Origin of the sequence: Domibacillus mangrovi (genome assembly GCF_001906925.1) — a bacterium.
GTDB lineage: Bacteria > Bacillota > Bacilli > Bacillales > Domibacillaceae > Domibacillus > Domibacillus mangrovi.
The window spans coordinates 1-18,600 of the sequence record NZ_MRWQ01000023.1 but is presented as its reverse complement, the minus strand read 5'-3'; the positions used below and the strand labels follow the sequence as shown (position 1 = coordinate 18,600).

Sequence of the window (18,600 nt, the reverse complement as noted above, 5' to 3'; positions counted from 1 at the left end):
CCGTACATTTTGTCTGAATCCATGCCTTTTTTCTCCATGAAACGAAGAATGATGGAATCATAAAACAATAACAGACTTTGCTCAAACAAAGAACCCATTGGCTGAATCGTTTTGTTTCCTGTATCTGCACCCGATTTCGCCTGACCAGGGATTTCAATCACGATATCAGCTAAGTTGCCAATTGTTGAGTTCGGAAAAATCGTCACGGCAGCAACGGTTGCGCCAATGCTTTTTGCTTTTTCCGCCATCGCCACAAGGCTTTTCGTTTCACCTGATCCAGAGCCGATGATAAAAATATCACCTTCCTCTAAATTCGGTGTTACCGTTTCTCCAACGATATACGGATCAAGACCCATGTGCATCATACGCATAACAAAGCATCTCGCCATGAAACCAGAACGGCCGGCTCCAGCTACAAATACTTTTTTAGCGTTTAAAATGCCATCGACCAGCTGTTCCGCACTCTCATTACGAATAAGGCCCGCTGTCTTTTGAAGCTCCTGCAAAACGATTTGAGTATATTCCGTCGTTTGCATACGATTAAACCGTTGCTTTTTGGATTAGTTGTTGCATTTCTGCCGCAACTGCTTTTTTGTCGTCTGCGCCTGTGATACCGCCGCCTACGATAACAAGATCCGGTTGCGCTTCAATAACACCCGGAAGCGTTTCCAATTTAATACCGCCTGCAACAGCTGTTTTCGCGTTTTTCACGACACTTTTGATCGTTTTAAGTTGTTCAAACGGTGTTTCACCCGCTGCTTGAAGATCGTAACCTGTATGTACACAGATGTAATCTACACCAAGTGCGTCTACTTCTTGTGCACGTTTTGCAAGGTCTTTAATGTTGATCATGTCGATCAAGATTTCAGAACCGTGTTTTTTCGCTTCTTCTACGGCACCTTTGATTGTTGCATCATCTGTTGCACCAAGAACGGTTACGATACCTGCGCCTGCTTGAGAAGCTACCATTACTTCATAACCGCCTGCATCCATTACTTTCAAGTCTGCAAGAACAGTCAAGTTCGGGAATGCTTCTTTCATTTCTTTTACAGCACGAAGGCCTTCGTTAATAACAACAGGTGTGCCGATTTCAACGACATCAACGAATTGTTCTACTTCTTTCACTACTGCGATACCTTCTGGAATGTTGACAAGATCAAGTGCTAATTGTAATTTCATGGATATGTCACTCCTTCTAATAGTTTGTTAGATTGGTACTACAGTCATTATATATCCTAATTTTCAGAAAACAAAGTACGCACTTTGTTATCATATAGTGCCTAAAAATATACTAATTGGATCTAATATGACACTTCTTTTATATTTAAAGATGATTAGTATATGAAAATAGTCCATTTCGAAAAAAAAATTATGACGTATTGTCAGCCTGACATTCGTCTTAGATATATCCAGCTGGTGCTAAAAAGTAGAAAATTGTATTTTCATTTTTTGTTGCTCAACACAGACGTTTTTTCCGTTTCCTTACTCAAAATGCTTTCTGTGTAATCCTTCCCCCATATATACATAGACTCGAGAATGGGGATAAGCGTATGTCCTCGTTCAGTGAGTGAATATTCGACTTTGGGCGGTACGACAGGATATACTTCTCGATAAACAATGAGGTCCTCTTCTAACTCCCGAAGCTGGCTCACAAGCATTCTTTGAGTGATGGCAGGTATGAGCGCTTTCAATTCACCGAACCTCTTTGTTCCTTCTTTCCCTAAGTGCCATATAATCAACATCTTCCATTTTCCACCGATAATAGAAAGTGTTAATTCTTTTTCACAATTAAACGACTTTTCACGAGTATGGCTCATTCGTCATTCCTCCCTATTCAGTATATACCATACGTAACAGTATGATTTTTACACTATATATAAAAAAGTGTGCCCTTACAAATAAAGTGTCCATTCTGTCTGTGAAACATATATTTCATCAAACTAAATGTGTTCAATCATCTGTGCGTGCAGACAGTAATAGTCAACTGACACACAAACACCCTGACTCAATAAAAGTACAGGGCGATAAGGTTGAACTATCAGTGAAATTAGGTTTTTCTAACTCTCTTCAAAGGAAACGTTTTCATTTTTACATTCCAAACAAGTTCCATGAATCTCAAATAAATGTTGAGTTACATTAAACCGTGATTTTTTCTCAGCATACTGTTCGACTTCTTCTAACTTAGGGTAGTGGAGATCATGTAACGTGCCGCACGAATCACATACTACATGATAATGAAAAGCTGTCGTCCATTCATAACGACTTGCAGATTGTCCATAAGTAAGTTCATTAATAATTCCATATTTTTTTAAACATTTTAAGTTATTGTACACAGTAGTATGCGGAAGATTCGGAAACTGATCTTTTATTGAATTGTATATTTGATCTGCTGTTGGATGGGATTTCGTATTTGCCAAATACTCCATGATCGCTTTTCGTTGGGGCGTCATTCTTGACCCATTTTTCTTTAAAAGCTCAAAACCTTCCTTTATACGATGTTGAGTCATTTTCAACACCTCATTACTCTTATTTTAAATTAATGATGATAGAGTAGAAAAGACCATCATAATGATGATCTTTTCATTGTTTTATTAAATTTTATCAACTGCTTTATTTCATAAAATCAAGTTTAAGATTGGACTGGAACTTGTAAATTAAGAGCTTTTGCAATACCCTCTCCATACTCTGGATCTGCTTTATAGAAATGACTAATTTGGCGAAGTTTAATTTCATCACTTTCCACTGGAGCCATCGCCCCTGCAATAGTCGCAACTAAACGTGCGCGTTCCTCTTTACTCATAAGACGATATAGATCACCAGCTTGTGTGTAGTGATCGTCATGGCTGTAAGCATGCGTACCAGCCTCACCAGACACTTCAAATGGCGTTACATTGTCTGCAGGTGATTCTGTTGCACCACCAAGACTATTTGGTTCGTAATAGATGGAAGAGCTGCCACCATTTTTATCAAAACGCATTTGCCCATCGCGTTGGTTATTATTCACTTCATTAACCGGTCTGTTAATTGGAAGTGCTTGATGGTTTGCACCTACACGATAACGATGTGCATCATTGTAAGCAAATAAACGACCTTGCAACATTTTATCCGGAGACGCTTCGATACCCGGTACGAATGTGCCTGGTGAGAATGTTGCTTGTTCTACTTCCGCAAAATAGTTTTCAGGATTGCGATCAAGCACCATCCGGCCTAATTCGATTAATGGATAATCTTTTTGTGACCAAACTTTTGTCACATCAAATGGATCCCATTTGTATGTGTTCGCATCTTCAAGTGGCATAATTTGAACAGAAAGTTTCCATGAAGGGAAGTTACCATTCTCAATGGCATGGAACAACTCTTCTGTATGATAATCTGGGTTTTCACCTGCAAGTTGTGCAGCTACATTGGCATCAAGGTTTTGTACGCCTTGCTCTGTTTTAAAGTGATATTTTACCCAAACACCTTCGCCTTTTTCGTTTACCCATTTAAATGTATGGCTTCCATAGCCATTCATCGTACGTAATGATGCCGGAATACCACGGTCAGACATCAAAATCGTTACTTGATGTAAAGACTCAGGAGATAATGACCAGAAATCCCATACAGCATTTGGATTTTTCAAATGTGTTTGTGGATGACGTTTTTGTGTATGAATGAAGTCAGGGAATTTAATTGCATCACGAATAAAGAATACAGGTGTGTTGTTCCCAACAATATCGTAATTTCCTTCTTCTGTGTAAAACTTCACAGCAAATCCACGAGGGTCACGTACTGTATCTGAAGATCCTAGCTCACCAGCTACTGTTGAGAAACGGATAAACATAGGTGTGCGTTTTCCAACTTCTGACAAAAAGTTCGCTTTTGTATATTGAGAAAGATCGTTTGTTACTTCGAAATAACCGTGCGCACCTGCACCTTTTGCGTGCACAACACGTTCTGGAACACGTTCTCTATTGAAATGCGCTAATTTTTCTAAAAGATGTACATCTTGAATTAAAGTAGGTCCGCGCGAACCGGCTGTCATAGAATTTTGATTGTCGCCAACTGGAGCACCCCAATTGGTTGTCAATTTGTTATTATTCGTACTCAATAGATTCACCTCATCACAGAATTATCATAATTTTTAGACTACCATTAATAATAACAGTTATCATAAAAAAATCAATAGTATTTAATACTAAATACTATTGATTCTTTATATAGATTAGTTATACAAATATATTCTCTTTCATTATTTCTTCTGATACATCTGCGTTGATCCAATGCAGTAATAACCAATCCCTACAGAATAAAACGGTGCTTTATAAGAGTGTGCAAGATTCGGTTCTTTTTACGCAGCATTTCGTGTTACAACCAGTTTTGTCGCATTCAATATTCGACAAAACTTAAGGAACTAGAGCGAGTAAATGTCATTTAAGAATGCTAAAATAAATGAGTAAAATATTCATCATAAAAAATCAATAGTATCTAAATTGAAATACTATTGATTCTTTATACAGGCTAGTTATACAGAAACATTCTCTTTATTCATTTCTTCTTGTGTCATATTAGCAAATTGCTCTTCTGGAGCATCTGCGTTTATACGATGTCTTGCCCAAACGAAGTAGTAACCAATTGCTACAGCAAAAATAGCTATGTTAATGAAGAAGAAGTTAATATCTTTAAACACGGATGAAAATAGAGCTATGATACTTAGAATAATACATACGATCGGTGCTACAGGATAAAATGGAGCTTTATAAGGTCGTGCAAGATTAGGTTCTTTTTTACGCAAAATCATGAGTGAAATATTCATCATAATGTAAGAAACCAATGCCCCAAATGTAGCAATCAAAATTAGTTTATTCGGGTCAAACATTAGAACAAAGACGAAACCGATCGAACCCGGAACAACAACTGCTAGATAAGGTGTTCGGCGTGTTTTATGCAAGCGTGATAAGAAACTAGGTAAATAACCTGATCTTGACAATGAGAAAACTTGGCGGGAATAAGCTAAGATTGCGCCTGCCAAACTCGAAAGCATCCCGAACAAACCAACGATAGCCAGTCCATCAACTAACCATAAATTTTCACTAATACCATTAGAAATGGCATAGGAAAGAGGGTTTTCCACTACAGACGTACCTGAAGCTCCACCAAGACCGACAGTAACCGTCACGACAAGGAAAGCGAGAACGATAAGAGTAGCGATCGCAGCCATAATCCCTCTAGGTAAATCCTTCACGGGATTACGACATTCTTCTGCTAGCATCGGTAACATTTCCATACAAATATACAGCCACATTGCGTAAGGAAGAGCTGCCCAAACACCTGCAATTCCTCCAGGAATAAGACTTTCTCCACCAAACAATCTTTCAGTCTGAACATGAGGAACCCCATAAATGGCAAAAACAATTAACATAGCTACAGAGATGGTGACAAGGACCATTTCAACTGTTGCAAATTCTTTAACACCTAAAATATGAAGAGCAAAGAAAAAGATGTACAGCACGGCTGCAGCGACAATGGGATTGATTGCTGGTATAAGGAAGTTAACATAATAACCTGCACCGGATGTGAAAACGGCTGTTCCTACCGCAAATTCTAGCGCAACACCTACGCCTGTAAGATAACCTCCTAATGGACCCATAGCTCTCCTTGCAAAAGCGTATCCTCCGCCTGCATGGGGCATGATCGTCGCTAACTCTGCAAGTGAAAAACATAATGTTGTATACAAAAGACCAATAATAGCAGTAGCAATTAACATGCCTACAAAACCTGATTCAGCGAGCCCATAGTTCCATCCGAAATAAGAACCTGATATAACAATCCCAACACCTAAGCCCCATAAATGGATTGGCGTCAACACCTTTTTTAATTCTAAATTTTCAGTACTCACTCAAAAACCCCTTTTCCTGTTAATTTTTAAACTAATTTCACAAAAATCCCAACCCATTATTTCATAAAATAGAGACTCTTAATTACTAGAATCAAGAATCTCTATAAATACTCTACTTATTTCTGTTTATATCGTATAAATCTCGCACAGACATGTCATCGATTACAGACATCACATATGCAATGATCACGATGAAAACCTTCTATTAAGGATTAAAAACAGCTATTTGACTAGTAACAATGATAATTCCAATTGCGGCAACAACAGCCACATATGGCAAAATACCCGCTTTCTTTTTATAATGTGTTGCATCTAGTTCATCGCCGGCAGCATTCTCCGGAAATTGTCCTTTATCAGTAACATAGTGTCTGTAAAGAAACACAGGGATAATAAATAGGGAAACGACTAAACCAGAGATAAGCGTGCCGGGTCCCCAAACGATAGCACCCAGTCCTAAGAAAGCAACATTTACAAAAGCTAACACTCCATTTATTCCTATAAGCCATGTTGGCACTCTAAAGGGGCGTGGCCAGTTTGGACGGTCTACTCGGTGGATCCATCCAGAACTTAAATTGAAAAAGTTCAATATGATGTAATTTACATTTGAAATAGCAAGGATAAATGTGTAGTCAGACAACGAAAGTAAGATGATATTGAAGACTAAGTTCGTCCACATTGCTCCAGTAGGCGCTCCGTTATTATTAACACGGGACATAAATTTTGGAAGCCATCCATCCACAGATCCTTGATATAAAGTACGGGACGAACCACCCATAGAAGTCATGATAGACAATATCGTAGACAGGATAAGCAATAGGACAATAATCGTTCCTATGACTACACCGCCGCCTACCATCTTAGCCATCGCCGTACCGACGCCCATTCCACTTGCAATATCAGGATCAAGTAACCCTGCAAGTCCTAAAGCATTTTGAAAAGAGAATGGAACAATGGTGAAAACGGCTAAACATAATAAACCTGAAAACATAATTGCTTTAACTGTGTCTTTTTTAGGATCTTTAAACTCACTCGTATAACAAATTGATGTTTCAAAAGCATAAGTAGACCAAGCAGCTAAAAACAAGCCCCCAAATAATAATGTCCACCCTGCTTCATCCCAAGAAATTCCTGTTGGAAGGCTAGGGATGATATTTTCCACATTAATACCTTGAGTAAATAACGGTACGATCCCCACGATAAGTAAAGGTATAAGGGCGATTACTGCAATAATCCTTTGGATACGTGCAGCATTTACAGCACCTAAGTTTTGGATCGCATAAACGATAAAAAGGAAAGCAAGAGCTAAAACAAAGGCAAAATCAAAACGAACAGTTAGATCTGGACGGATAAAACCTAAATCCAGTAGTGTGAATCCCCAAGTAGTAATGGCTGCCGTTGGAAAAAATGTTGTTAAGACGAAGCCCGAAGCTAATTTTGTTCCAAGAGCTAATACTGGAGTCCAAGCGATCCAGTTACTCCATATGGAGATGGCGGATAAAACTTTCGAATATTTCACCCAGGCCATCGCACCATATACGGATGCTCCCCCAGATTTATTCGGGTACATACCTGCGATTTCGGCAAAAAGGAAAGCTTGAGTTAGCCCAATTAGAATAGATACGGTCCAAACTAACCAAGAAAGATTTCCTACTGTAGCCGCAATGGCTCCAATTGAAAATAAGACTAAGGCAGGTACACCGCTAGCGAGCCAAAACGCATCCTTCCACGTCATTTCCTTTTTTAATACTGTTGGTGAGTCTGTACTTTGTAGTACATCTCCTTCTTTTCTTACGGCCATAAATTCCCCTCCTAAATCAGTGATGGTGTTCGTGTGCATCTGATTGGTCTTGGTGAGATTCAATTGTATCCGCTTCCATATAAGAAAAAGCAAAGATTAATATAGTTGAAATAACGGTTGTAATAATCCGTGGATAAGTTCGTGGTTTAAATGTCACATTTTCTTTATACTTCTTCAATTCCACATTCATCATTGTCACAATGAACAACCCACTTACAATAAAGAGGACATTCATATAAATAAGCATCGCTGTATAATTATCTGGTGGTAAAATATCTTCAATCATAGCGCCCATCATTCCATTAGCTATTCCTTCTCCAATGGCTAATAGGCTATATGACTAAATACCCAGCAATCAGACTGGCTGTCATCGAAATCATTGTAGTGTGAGCTAAATCACTTGTATAGAAAATTCCGATAATTAAGCCGATGGTTAAACTGCTCCCCATGCATAATACCTTGACGATCATCATGTCTGTCATGTTCTCTAAATACTTTCCACTTGATGCGTTTTTATTAAACAAATACTCGTATAAAGTAAGACTAATAGAGTGAAGTGCAGATAGTGAGAAACATGTTTGTTCACTACCTAATATATAAGAAGGTGAAAAGGGAATTGATGACAATTCCCTTTTCAAACAACTTTTAGTTATTAATGGCAGCTTTGGCCTTTTACTGCTGCTGGACGTGGAAGATCCAACGCTGGATTTCCATCATGGAAACCATGCGGTTTCAACTTGAATCCGATATAATGAGTTGGCATTACTGGCCAATCTTCCGGACGTACAACGTGATGAACAGCCATATTGTACCAAACGACAATATCTTCATTTTCAATATTGCGGTTCTCTTTTACCCAATTATTAAGCGTGCTTCCGTTCCATTCCCCTTGGTTCGGGTACTTACCAGAAGCATACATTTGATCACGATCAAATTTTGTCACGTGTAAATGATGTTTAATAAATCCTGCACGCTTCACGATACTTGATTCATCATGTAAGAATGGAATTGCATTTTCACCAGGTACAAGTTCAAAACCTACTGGCTCACCAACAAAGTTTTTCTTGTTAGGGTTAATGATCTTCCAACCTCTTGCTGTTTCAAGATTCATGTTACGTTGAGCTTCTAGTTCTGTTTGGAACGTTGTTGTCTCAACATGGAAAGCATTTAATTGTTTATTTGTTGCATAATCAGGTTTCGATGCTACTGTGTTCAATTCTTGAACAGAGTTTTGTTGTCCATCGATATTTACGTCAATACGGTAGTTAAAGATATGTTGGTGGATTGGTGCGCCAATTTGTGGTGCTACCAATGAACCATACTTCGGATTTTCGCCTTCTTCAAGCACACTAACATTCAAGATACCTGTTAATTTTGCTTCATGTTCAATTTTACCGTCTGTATAGAAGTACCAGAAGAATCCGTAGTCATAGTTCGCTACTGTCGTGAAGAATGAAATTACTAAACGACGTGAACGACGTACTTCTACATCACCTGTTCTCCAATCTGTATGTTTCCATGCAATTCCGTAATCTTCTTCATGAAGACAAATCGCATTAGGAATTCGGTGAATTTCACCATTACCTGTTGCCATAATAGCATCGAAGTAGTCGATATGACCGACACAGTCACAACCACGCTCTAATGAGTTCGCTAATTGGCCGATACCGTATTCACCAGCATCAAACGCACATTGCCAGTCATGAGCAGGATCTGTATCGCCGTAAGGAACAACCATTTCAGATAAAGCTGCACGATATAGAATCGGGCGTTTTACTCCTTTATCTTCATAATCTACTGTGTTAAGAACAAGACCTTCACGTGCTGTATAACCAATTCGAATGTCCCATTTTTGCCACTTAATGTTATGTCCATTAATTTCATAGCTAGGGCCTTCTGGTTGTGTAATTTCTAATGGTTTTAAATCTGTCCGTACTTGGATCGCATCAGATTGTTCAGGTTTATATGGTGCAGCTGTTGGTGCAATCGGTCTTACTCCGTAGTCTTCAATACGTACAATTTCCATTGTGCTTAAGTCGACGACAGGTAGTAGACCTGATAGAGGATATGCATAAGCATTATCGCCTTCAAATTTTCTTACAAAGCATAATGCTTTTGCAAGACGTTTTCCTTCATCTTCTACAATACCGAAGTTACCAACAGACCAAGGATCTACCATAACTAGGCTTGGATCTGTAATGCCGCGTTTTGCAAGCGCTGCATGGAAATCAGGGTGTTTTTTCACTGTTTCTTCAAGCTCATAATACTCGTCGAAAAGGAATGAAGGTTGAACACCTGGAATATGTGTCCATGAAATCACTTTTTCATCCGTAAGAGAGACAACACCTTCATACGTTTGGCTATCTGCCGTATCTAACACGATCATGAACGCTTCACGTACAATTGCATCTCCTTCTTTGAAATTTAACACAACTGATTTTTCAGGCTCATACAAACCAACTTGCTCAAATCGTGCTTTATCCGTTAGTCCTCTTTCTTTTCTTGCAATTGCAACCGCTTTTATAATTTCGTCTGCTGTAAGCGGCTCTAATGGATGGCCCACTTGCTTCAATGTTTCTTGAGTGCTCATGTAATATCCTCCCTTTTATCTATTGATAGCTCCTAATGCATATAACTAATTTATTAATCCCCAATGAATCGTTAATCTCCAGCCCCTAGTCAAAAATACCCTTTGTTAGCTTGTTTAGTGAGGAACCATTGATTTAACTAAATATTATCTAAGTCTTTATTTCATTAATTGTAAAAAACGGAACTATTCTGACTTTTCGATAGATTTTAAAGTTCAATTCATTGGCGACTACTAATAGTCTTCTATTTCCTAACCTAACCATTCGTTTAATGATTTGATCTTTATAAAAACAAACCGGTCCAACAAGAGGTTAATAATTAGCGGTATGAACACGTCTATCACGATCACAAATATCGATTTCTAAATAATAGATTTATTACAGCCTTTGCCTGTCATGACCTCGTTTACTTTATCAATCGCTCCTTCGAATTGATAAATGTCGCCGCCAAATCCTAATTGAAATTGCTTTGCTTGCTTCATAGATTCAAAAATAAGTACTTGTGGCTGACAGTGATTAAGGTGTAGATCTGAATTAAATAAGAAAGTCGCTATCTTGGCACTGATTGTTGTCTCTTTTAAAAAGTCATAACAAATGATTTGGGAAACCTTTTGTTCTATATCTTGGTATCGAAGTAGCGCACAATGAGCACAACAAGTATGTTCGACTCGATTATTCAATTTGATGAGTTGTACAGAGAATCGGGTATTTGAAGGCTTATTGCAATACGAACAATTTTTAGATACAACAGCGTTTTCTGGAGTATACGTAACACCATTTGATGTTTTTAACACCTTTTGTTCTTCAATTAGCGGCTTCAAGTCACGATAAACGGTCATAACAGACACATCTAATCGTTTACTAATCTCAGAAATTCGTAACGTCTCTTCCTCCTCTAACCATGTTAAAATTTGTTGTTTACGTTCTAAGGGCAACATTATATTCCTCCGTTCTTATTATCAAAAATAATTGATATTCATCTCTTAAAACCTTTAATTTCATAATATAAATCAAATATGTTAATGGTTTAATGTTCTATATGTAGAATATCTAAATCTACTTATAAGTCATTGTAAAAAACGGAAAGAAATGTTGAACTTTAACATTTCTACAAGAATCAATTGTATTATTCATTCTTGTACTTAAATATAGAAACAACCAGGTTACCCAAATAACAAAAGAACATGAAGCAACATCAACCTAATTATCACAGTTTCGCTTCGAACTATCTGTTTGTCAGGTATCGTTAGAGAAAAGCATTGCTATATGGGATGATAAATGCAGAAGCTAATCTGCAAATGATAGTGCAACTCACGGATAAAGATATTGCAGAGAGGGAGAACACGTTAAAAAGCGTATGCAATAATTGCAGTGGACCTTGTCATTTTTAATACTATTCGAAAACGAGGCTGCCCCCAGTCAATGAATATTGACTGGGGGCAGCCTCGTTTTTGTGTACAAAAATGGATTCATTAGATTGTCAGCGATAAAATCAATATACAAAAGCTATATATGCAACGTTTATTCGTCTACACTTATCCGAACATAAAAATGAATATAACCAAAAATGTTATATTTACATTTATCTTTTTTAGGCAAGAAGACTCCATCTTCCATTTTGTGCAGGGCGTAGCCCAAAAATAAGTGGGGGATGAATCACCTTTTTGCGTATCAAAACATGCGTTTTATTGGTATAAATTACCTGTACAAGTTGTTCTTTAAAAACTGAAGATATGAGGTTCTAGCAGGTAAATTCTTCAACGTTCTCATCCCCCATACGTACCGAAGTCGCGAAAACCAAGCTAAAGTAGAGCCTGTGGTGAGTCCAACGTACAAGATACTTTGTGCTTTCACCGTAGGAACTACGGGTAGAGGCTGCTCAATAACGGGGGGATACACTAGTGTTCGCAGGAATCCACCACTTCAAGCGTTAGCTAAATGGGGGTAGTTCAAGAGCTATGTATCCTCTCTAAAAGTATCTTTTTTTCTTCCTCCATTTCCTCTTTTGAACGTTCAATGTTCTCTAGTTCCTCAATCTGAAGGATTTCATATAATTCATGTTTAATGTCTTCAAATTTTTGATTAGCTTGTTCATGATCGATTGCCATCCATGTTTTTATCTCTTCAATGGATTTTCTCGTCACTAGCCAATCAGGTAAGTATTCTTTTGATTGTCTGAATTCAGAAACTAGATGGGCTATAATATCCCCGTTTTCTGATGTTGCAGCAACCTCATTGGCTCCTGGAGTGTTTAAAACTTTTATGATGTAGCCAACTGGATTTTCTATGTCTCTTCTATCCTGCATTTTCTCTAACAGATCAATCACAGTATCCTGTCCGTGTTTTCTCCAAGATTCAATTAATTCATCTGTTAGCTGTATACCTAAGCTTAATCCGAGCTTTTTTACAGTTTCAGAAAAAGAATTTGGCAGCTTAAATTCTTCTAAATTTTCATGAAAAAAATCCAATTGCTCAGCCTTATGATTCCTTGTAGAAAATATAAGGAATTTGATTTTCTCCACTTTTCGCCCTTTTTTCACTTCTTCAATTTTAAAGGAAATATCGGTTTTCATTTTTAACTCTTTTTGCGCCGGCACCAGCACACGTTGTTTAAAATTACCATACGCGTTATATATATCTTCAGCACCTAGCATTTTCCGTAAACTCGTCAGATGAAAGGTTCTTTCTTGCAGCTTTTCATATTGTTTTAAAAGTTCATATATCCGAATCGAATAAGAACTTTTTAATTTTATAATATTTTCAAGCTTATAACTCGTAAATTCCTTTTTTAATTCTAATAAATACGGACGCAAAAAAGGATCAAACCTAATATCTATTGCTCCTTCAGTCTCGTTATACGCCACGTAGCTTAGCCAAGAAACTTGAATGACTTTCTTATCAATTCGTACTTCAAATACTTTTTGCATTAATTCTTTCGTGATCTGTCTTAATTCTGTATATTTAGGTGTTCCTTTTAAGCCCAGAAGGTTGGTAAATTCTTTAATTGGCAATGTATAGGTTTTAAAATCTGAATCGGCAGGGCTGATATTACTAGCCAAACATAAAATGATTTTTTGTTCCACGACACCAAGTTTATAGTTTGCTTCAATTAGCAGATTAGACTTTGTCACAAGATTATTAAGATGCGGTTCAATAATTTCTGTTGCAGTAGTTAGCAACAAAGATCCTCTCCTCTCACTTGATCTAATTATGACAAAACTTTAACTATAACAAAAGAGTTTTTTGTTATAGTTAAAGTTTTGATGATTTTGCCTAAGCACCATTTTTGTTATAATTGGCACCATTTTTGTTATACTCACACCATTTTTGTTATAGTTAGCACCATTTTTGTTATAGTTATAGCACCATTTTTGTTATGGTTAGCACCATTTTTGTTATGGTTAGCACCATTTTTGTTATGGTTAGCACCATTTTTGTTATACATAGGGCCGATAAACCATTGGTACGACTGACTTTTCAGCCTCCGAAAACAAGATAAAACAAGATAAAACAAGATAAAATAAATTATTGTAAAACACACAAAAAAGAGATGTGTGAATAAAAAATTAAATATTAAAACACTTCCTAAAAACAATTCACACCCCCGACTCACATAATTTACTTGAATCCGTTTTAAATGTTTGAAAGTAGCCAACGCCATCTTATGCTTATAAATCACTTTCAGGTTAATTAATAATTATCTAAAACATTCGCATATCTTTTTAAAACAATTCCGTACTCTTTCAAAAACTTTATTTTCTAGATTTAATCTCTGATTTGATCTGTGTCAATCCAAATGTTTGCTTTTAAACTAGTAACAACCCTCTGTAAAGCTCTATTTTCACTTCTAAAGGCTTCTAATGCTTTTATTAAGGTTTTATGAAGTATCATTACGAAACACCTAATATGACCATTATAGAGCCAAATAGAGCACCTTCATTAACTCTGACGACATCCAAGATTCTTACATTATCTATCACAGTCACTAAGGAGCTGAGATCGGATTCTTTTTCACTGACACTCATTTGTATATATTTTCCTGACATATTAAGTGAATAACTTACCACTTGAACTACCCCTACTTAGCTAACGCTTGAAGTCGGGGATTCCTGCGAACACGAGTGTATCCACCTGTTATCTTAGCAGGCTCACTCCGTAGTCCCTACGGTTAGAAGTTACTTGTACGTTGACTCGCGACGCTCCCTACTTTCGCTTGGTTTTCGCCACTTCGGTGAGCGTGGGACGATAGAACGTTGAAGATTTTACGTTGTAGACGAATTCCCTACAACAACCTTATATCTTCAGTTTTCAAAGAGCCATCTGTACAAGCACATGATAGCAAATATTTTGGCTACCACCACCCGACATTCATCTCCCACCTACTCACTGGGCTACACCCTTCACGTTCCTTGGGTAAGGAGTGTTATGTCGGAAAAAGATAAAAAATAGAGAAGCGTTCCTTTAAACAATACGTTTGCATCGCATTTTTTTTTACAGTAAACTGTAAATGCAGTTTTACATTTAAAAGGAGGGACAACATGGCAATAGTGATTTCTTTCGGTCTACAAAAAGGCGGGGTTGGAAAAACAACTACAACAGCTATTACAGCATTTATTTTATCTAAAACAAAGAAAGTTCTTGCTGTTGACCTTGATGGTCAAGGGAACTTAACAAGAATGCTCACAGGTAAAAGTAAAAATAGTTTTGAAAAAACCATTTATGACGTATTAAAAGCTGTAAATACAGATAACTGTATTACTGTAATTACAGATACTCTTCATGTAATAGCAGCGAATGATGATGCTTCAAAAATACCAGGCCTTGTCTCTTCATCTAAAGAAAAGCAGCGTCTCCATTTACTCAAACTGTCTATCGAGAGTATTCAAGAAGAATATGATTATATTTTGATGGATCTCCCACCGGCCCTAGCCGAACAAACTCTTTTAGGACTTACTGCAAGCGATTACACCGTTACAATGCTCCAAACCGATCCATTTGCTTTTCACGCCTTAGATGATTATCTAGAAACATGCCAGATTGTAAAAGAAGCATACAATCCAAAAATGAAATTAGCCGGAATTTTATCTGTTTTATTAAACTCACGCGCTTCTTTAGATCAATCTATTTTAAGAAAAGTCCGTGATGATTATGAAGAACTTGTTTTTAATAGCGTTGTAAAAAGACAAGCAAGAATAAAAGAATTTACAATTACAGGAATATCAGATCGAACAAAAGCAGATCGAAAAGCATTAACTGAATATACTCATTTTGTGGAGGAGTTGATTGAACGTGTCGAAAAAAGCTAAATTTGCGGGACTGTTAAGCGAAGAAGAAACACCCACCACAAAAAAGAAAGAAGATGTGTTAAGTTCTATATCCAGCAATACAGTAACACAGGAAACTGTAAATACAGGAAAGAAAAAAAAAGCAACTTACGAATTGGATATTGAGCTTCATAAAAAACTAAAATTATATGCAGCTTTAAACGAGATAACAATGACTGAGGTTGTTGAAGCAGCCGTGAAAAAATACATTGATGATTAATATAATGAAAAAACATTATACAGTTATACAGAAATACAGGAATACATTTTTTAAATCCAGTAATGAAATCTACTTACTGGATTTAAAATGTTTTTCCTTTTTTAAAAGATTAAGATGTTTTTTGAAAAAAGGTTTTATCTTGTTAAGATCGGGTAAATAAATAATAGTTAAGTATAATTTATTTCATTCATCATTATATTGAGTGGTTAGTCCCTAAATATTAAGTAACTAGGATAGGCTGCTAATTAAGATTAAGCAAATCTTCTCCCCAATTCCTTAACAAGGAAATAAGAAAAGTTTATATCAAATTGGTATGGTTTTTTCTCATAAAGACATTTTTAGAATGAAATTTAAAGTAAGCGTTTACAATGTGCTGGTGCAGGGTATAAAAACAAAGTCGCAATAAAAAATGTAGTACCGGGTAGGACGGCACGCGTGGCTGTCAAGGTATTTGGCGTAGGTGGGGCCAATACCAGGAACGGGAGTGAACTTCTGTTCTTTTTATTGCGCACAAAGAAAATTAAATACATACGCATGGAGGATAGGAATGAAGTTAAATACGGAATGATATTAAAAAGCATGAATTACGCTCTTTTTAATTATTTGAAAATTCGATCAATTTCAGTGAAGATAATAACTATATCAAGTCAAGAGAACAATCAATTTGAACCGTTCACTTTTACTGATCGGTTTTTTGTATGCTATGAACTATAATATCGAGAAATATGTAACTAATCAAAAATTTAAATTTATAATATATTGTATAAAATTCAAAAGTTTTCTATAAATAGAGTTAACAAAATCGACCGGAAAATAAAAAAAGCAAAAGACGTGTTTACCGTTTATATACGGTAAATGCGTCTTTTTGTTTTCCTAAAAGGAGACAGGACAACGACCGTAAGTAAACTAATATCTACGGAAGATTTCAAGAAAATGATGAGCTGCAAGGTGTACACTGAAAACCAAAAGCAGCAGAAATCCATGAAAATAAAACTTTTAGAAGCTGTAAAAAAGTATATGGTGAACACTACAGGCGGCTGAAAAAAGATACAAGCAAAGCGATTGATATGATGTGCTGGTTTGCATCCAAGCATGGCTTCTTCTTTGTAAAGGATCATTATTTTGCGGATTGGTGGATAAGACGATCCGGAACGTGACCAAGAAGCTGCGTGAAGCCGGCGTTCTATATACAGTATATCGTCGTTCCAGCACACAAAATGGACGGAGTACACCGGTCCAACTATTTGTGGATCATCCGTATTATTTTTACTGGGAAGAGCTTCTGGATTTAGGCTCTACCCCATCAGTTTACCAAACTGATTGCCAAGCTGAAAACGCTGAAATCCCTTGTGTCTCTAAAGAGGAAGAGGCAAAATTTAATACCATACGTAAAGAAGAAACGTATTTAGATGCCAGTTTTACACCGTCCTATATTTCACAAACATTTGTGGCTGCGGTGAAGATGTTCTATGGCGAAGCAAAAGTATTTACCGTTTTTGGGGCAAAACGATGCTTGCCTATCGGAAAAGTTGTCTAGATGTACCTCTTGAAGAAATTGTGCCCATTGTCCTGCAGTCATTCAAAGAAAGTATCTTTGCTCAACAGCAAAAACGCATTAAAGGGTCGTTTGAAGGCTACTTTTTTGGCGTGCTACGAAATATGTTTACCATTGAAAAACGCAAGGAAATAATGAAAGATCATCCCGTTTTTTATAATTTTTTAGATTCATAACCTGTTAAATTCATGGGACTATGTCTTTCACATATCTGAAGGATGAGGTGTTTTCTCGGGAAATTTGATAAAATATTTAAATAAATCAAAAATAAGGAGAGAAACAAAATGACAGAGGAACAAAAGAGCCCTACAAAAAAGAAGTATGCACCTGCATATGAAAAGCCGTACCAGTTTAGAAAAGGACAGGAAGTAAAGATTGCTTTTCTAGACGGAAAAACGATCACAGGCACTGTATATCAGTTTTCTAAATATCATATTGTCCTAGAGTTGGAAGGGAAAAGTGAACTGATTACTGTGTTTAAGCATGCAATGAAATACATCATAAGCAAGAAACAAGAAATCGCTGAAAAGGAATAAGATATGTTCCTATACTAGTTTCTTTTCGGCTAAAGATTATAGTTTGAGATAGAGGCTTACAAGATTTATGGTTTTCTATGTAGAATAGGCACTGAACTATCTGCCGCTTAACTGACGCTTGAAGTGAAGGATTCCTGCGCACTCCAGTATAATCACCCGTTTTTTAGGAAGCTAACCCCGCAGTCCCTACGGTTAGAACTTAATTTTGTACGTTGACACGACACACGCCCTACTTAGCTTGGTTTTCGCTTTGTTTGGGTACGTTCGTTCGATAGGTCGTTGGGGGTGTGAAAAAAGAATCGTTTTATTCATGTAGAAATGGTTTCTCTATACGGTGTCAAGCATAAAAGGTTTGTATAAACAGCTATTTATAAACTAAGCTCATTTATCTTAATGAATTATTCCATTATATCTACATCAAGTGCTTTATTATCTCCTCTCTAAACCTAATCTTCCATGCTCACCTTGTTATTAGATTTTTGTCTGGTACCTAATTATACAATCAACGAAAAAAGATGCCTTAAAGTCAATTAAGCATTGTCTTTAAAGGCATCCTTTTTTGAATATGATAGTTTTAAGAAAATTCAAATAATAAGTCGAATCTTTTGATAGATGTTACCAAAATTCTGATATACCTATTCCAGATTCGCGTGGCGTCCGTACATTTTGTCTGAATCCATGCCTTTTTTCTCCATGAAACG

Annotated in this window: 16 protein-coding genes; 5 read left to right on the top strand and 11 right to left on the bottom strand. The window is 36.8% G+C overall.

Annotation, left to right across the window (positions count from 1 at the left end; translation table 11 throughout):
• From hxlB to BLL40_RS15665, 11 genes are all read right to left on the bottom strand, one after another.
• Positions 1 to 536 (bottom strand): 6-phospho-3-hexuloisomerase (hxlB, locus tag BLL40_RS15715; RefSeq protein ID WP_073712808.1); only part of this gene is annotated, 536 nt, incomplete at its 3' end.
• Between the two features lie 4 nt (positions 537 to 540).
• Complete coding sequence (gene hxlA, locus BLL40_RS15710) at positions 541 to 1,179, bottom strand: 3-hexulose-6-phosphate synthase (protein ID WP_073712807.1); 639 nt, start codon at positions 1,177 to 1,179, stop codon at positions 541 to 543.
• Positions 1,180 to 1,442: 263 nt separating this feature from the next.
• Positions 1,443 to 1,817, bottom strand: a complete 375-nt coding sequence (hxlR, locus tag BLL40_RS15705; RefSeq protein ID WP_073712806.1) for a transcriptional activator HxlR — start codon at positions 1,815 to 1,817, stop codon at positions 1,443 to 1,445.
• Between the two features lie 240 nt (positions 1,818 to 2,057).
• Positions 2,058 to 2,507 carry a Fur family transcriptional regulator gene (locus tag BLL40_RS15700; RefSeq protein ID WP_073712805.1) on the bottom strand — a complete coding sequence of 150 codons (450 nt, stop codon included), beginning with the start codon at positions 2,505 to 2,507 and terminating at the stop codon, positions 2,058 to 2,060.
• 122 nt (positions 2,508 to 2,629) lie between these two features.
• A complete protein-coding gene (gene katA, locus BLL40_RS15695; protein ID WP_073712804.1) occupies positions 2,630 to 4,090 on the bottom strand; it encodes a catalase KatA in 1,461 nt (486 codons plus the stop codon).
• 414 nt (positions 4,091 to 4,504) lie between these two features.
• On the bottom strand, positions 4,505 to 5,878 hold the full coding sequence (gene eat, locus BLL40_RS15690) for an ethanolamine permease (protein WP_073712803.1): 1,374 nt from the start codon (positions 5,876 to 5,878) through the stop codon (positions 4,505 to 4,507).
• A gap of 205 nt (positions 5,879 to 6,083) precedes the next feature.
• Positions 6,084 to 7,676: a trimethylamine N-oxide permease gene (locus BLL40_RS15685; RefSeq protein ID WP_095532861.1), complete on the bottom strand. Its 1,593-nt coding sequence runs from the start codon at positions 7,674 to 7,676 to the stop codon at positions 6,084 to 6,086.
• A gap of 16 nt (positions 7,677 to 7,692) precedes the next feature.
• Entirely contained in the window at positions 7,693 to 7,974 is a 282-nt protein-coding gene (locus BLL40_RS17875; RefSeq protein ID WP_073712801.1) for a hypothetical protein, read from the bottom strand.
• Positions 7,975 to 8,328: 354 nt separating this feature from the next.
• Positions 8,329 to 10,266: a primary-amine oxidase gene (locus BLL40_RS15675; protein WP_073712800.1), complete on the bottom strand. Its 1,938-nt coding sequence runs from the start codon at positions 10,264 to 10,266 to the stop codon at positions 8,329 to 8,331.
• A 360-nt stretch (positions 10,267 to 10,626) separates the two neighbouring features.
• Positions 10,627 to 11,202, bottom strand: a complete 576-nt coding sequence (locus BLL40_RS15670) for a DeoR family transcriptional regulator (RefSeq protein ID WP_073712799.1) — start codon at positions 11,200 to 11,202, stop codon at positions 10,627 to 10,629.
• Positions 11,203 to 12,213: 1,011 nt separating this feature from the next.
• Complete coding sequence (locus BLL40_RS15665) at positions 12,214 to 13,443, bottom strand: replication initiation protein (RefSeq protein ID WP_245797974.1); 1,230 nt, start codon at positions 13,441 to 13,443, stop codon at positions 12,214 to 12,216.
• A 1,359-nt stretch (positions 13,444 to 14,802) separates the two neighbouring features.
• Here BLL40_RS15665 and BLL40_RS15650 point away from each other — a divergent pair.
• From BLL40_RS15650 to BLL40_RS15625, 5 genes are all read left to right on the top strand, one after another.
• A complete protein-coding gene (locus BLL40_RS15650) occupies positions 14,803 to 15,570 on the top strand; it encodes a ParA family protein (RefSeq protein WP_073712796.1) in 768 nt (255 codons plus the stop codon).
• The gene (locus BLL40_RS15645) at positions 15,554 to 15,808 is read left to right on the top strand and encodes a hypothetical protein (RefSeq protein ID WP_073712795.1); all 255 of its coding nucleotides are present in this window, start codon (positions 15,554 to 15,556) and stop codon (positions 15,806 to 15,808) included. The genes BLL40_RS15650 and BLL40_RS15645 overlap by 17 nt, the downstream gene beginning before the upstream one ends.
• A gap of 1,132 nt (positions 15,809 to 16,940) precedes the next feature.
• Entirely contained in the window at positions 16,941 to 17,345 is a 405-nt protein-coding gene (locus BLL40_RS15635; protein ID WP_159434235.1) for a hypothetical protein, read from the top strand.
• Positions 17,318 to 17,539 carry a hypothetical protein gene (locus BLL40_RS15630; RefSeq protein WP_073712792.1) on the top strand — a complete coding sequence of 74 codons (222 nt, stop codon included), beginning with the start codon at positions 17,318 to 17,320 and terminating at the stop codon, positions 17,537 to 17,539. Before BLL40_RS15635 ends, BLL40_RS15630 begins: the two co-directional genes overlap by 28 nt.
• Positions 17,540 to 17,647: 108 nt before the next feature.
• Complete coding sequence (locus BLL40_RS15625) at positions 17,648 to 17,899, top strand: RNA chaperone Hfq (protein WP_073712791.1); 252 nt, start codon at positions 17,648 to 17,650, stop codon at positions 17,897 to 17,899.
• Positions 17,900 to 18,600 lie beyond the last annotated feature (701 nt).

Excerpts from the sequence above, each read along its gene's own strand:
- hxlA (WP_073712807.1), bottom strand. The coding sequence starts at position 1,179 with ATGAAATTACAATTAGCACTTGATCTTGTCAACATTCCAGAAGGTATC.
- hxlR (WP_073712806.1), bottom strand. The coding sequence starts at position 1,817 with ATGAGCCATACTCGTGAAAAGTCGTTTAATTGTGAAAAAGAATTAACA.
- BLL40_RS15700 (WP_073712805.1), bottom strand. The coding sequence starts at position 2,507 with ATGACTCAACATCGTATAAAGGAAGGTTTTGAGCTTTTAAAGAAAAAT.
- BLL40_RS15685 (WP_095532861.1), bottom strand. The coding sequence starts at position 7,676 with ATGGCCGTAAGAAAAGAAGGAGATGTACTACAAAGTACAGACTCACCA.
- BLL40_RS17875 (WP_073712801.1), bottom strand. The coding sequence starts at position 7,974 with ATGATGGGCGCTATGATTGAAGATATTTTACCACCAGATAATTATACA.
- BLL40_RS15675 (WP_073712800.1), bottom strand. The coding sequence starts at position 10,266 with ATGAGCACTCAAGAAACATTGAAGCAAGTGGGCCATCCATTAGAGCCG.
- BLL40_RS15670 (WP_073712799.1), bottom strand. The coding sequence starts at position 11,202 with ATGTTGCCCTTAGAACGTAAACAACAAATTTTAACATGGTTAGAGGAG.
- BLL40_RS15650 (WP_073712796.1), top strand. The coding sequence starts at position 14,803 with ATGGCAATAGTGATTTCTTTCGGTCTACAAAAAGGCGGGGTTGGAAAA.
- BLL40_RS15630 (WP_073712792.1), top strand. The coding sequence starts at position 17,318 with ATGCTTGCCTATCGGAAAAGTTGTCTAGATGTACCTCTTGAAGAAATT.
- BLL40_RS15625 (WP_073712791.1), top strand. The coding sequence starts at position 17,648 with ATGACAGAGGAACAAAAGAGCCCTACAAAAAAGAAGTATGCACCTGCA.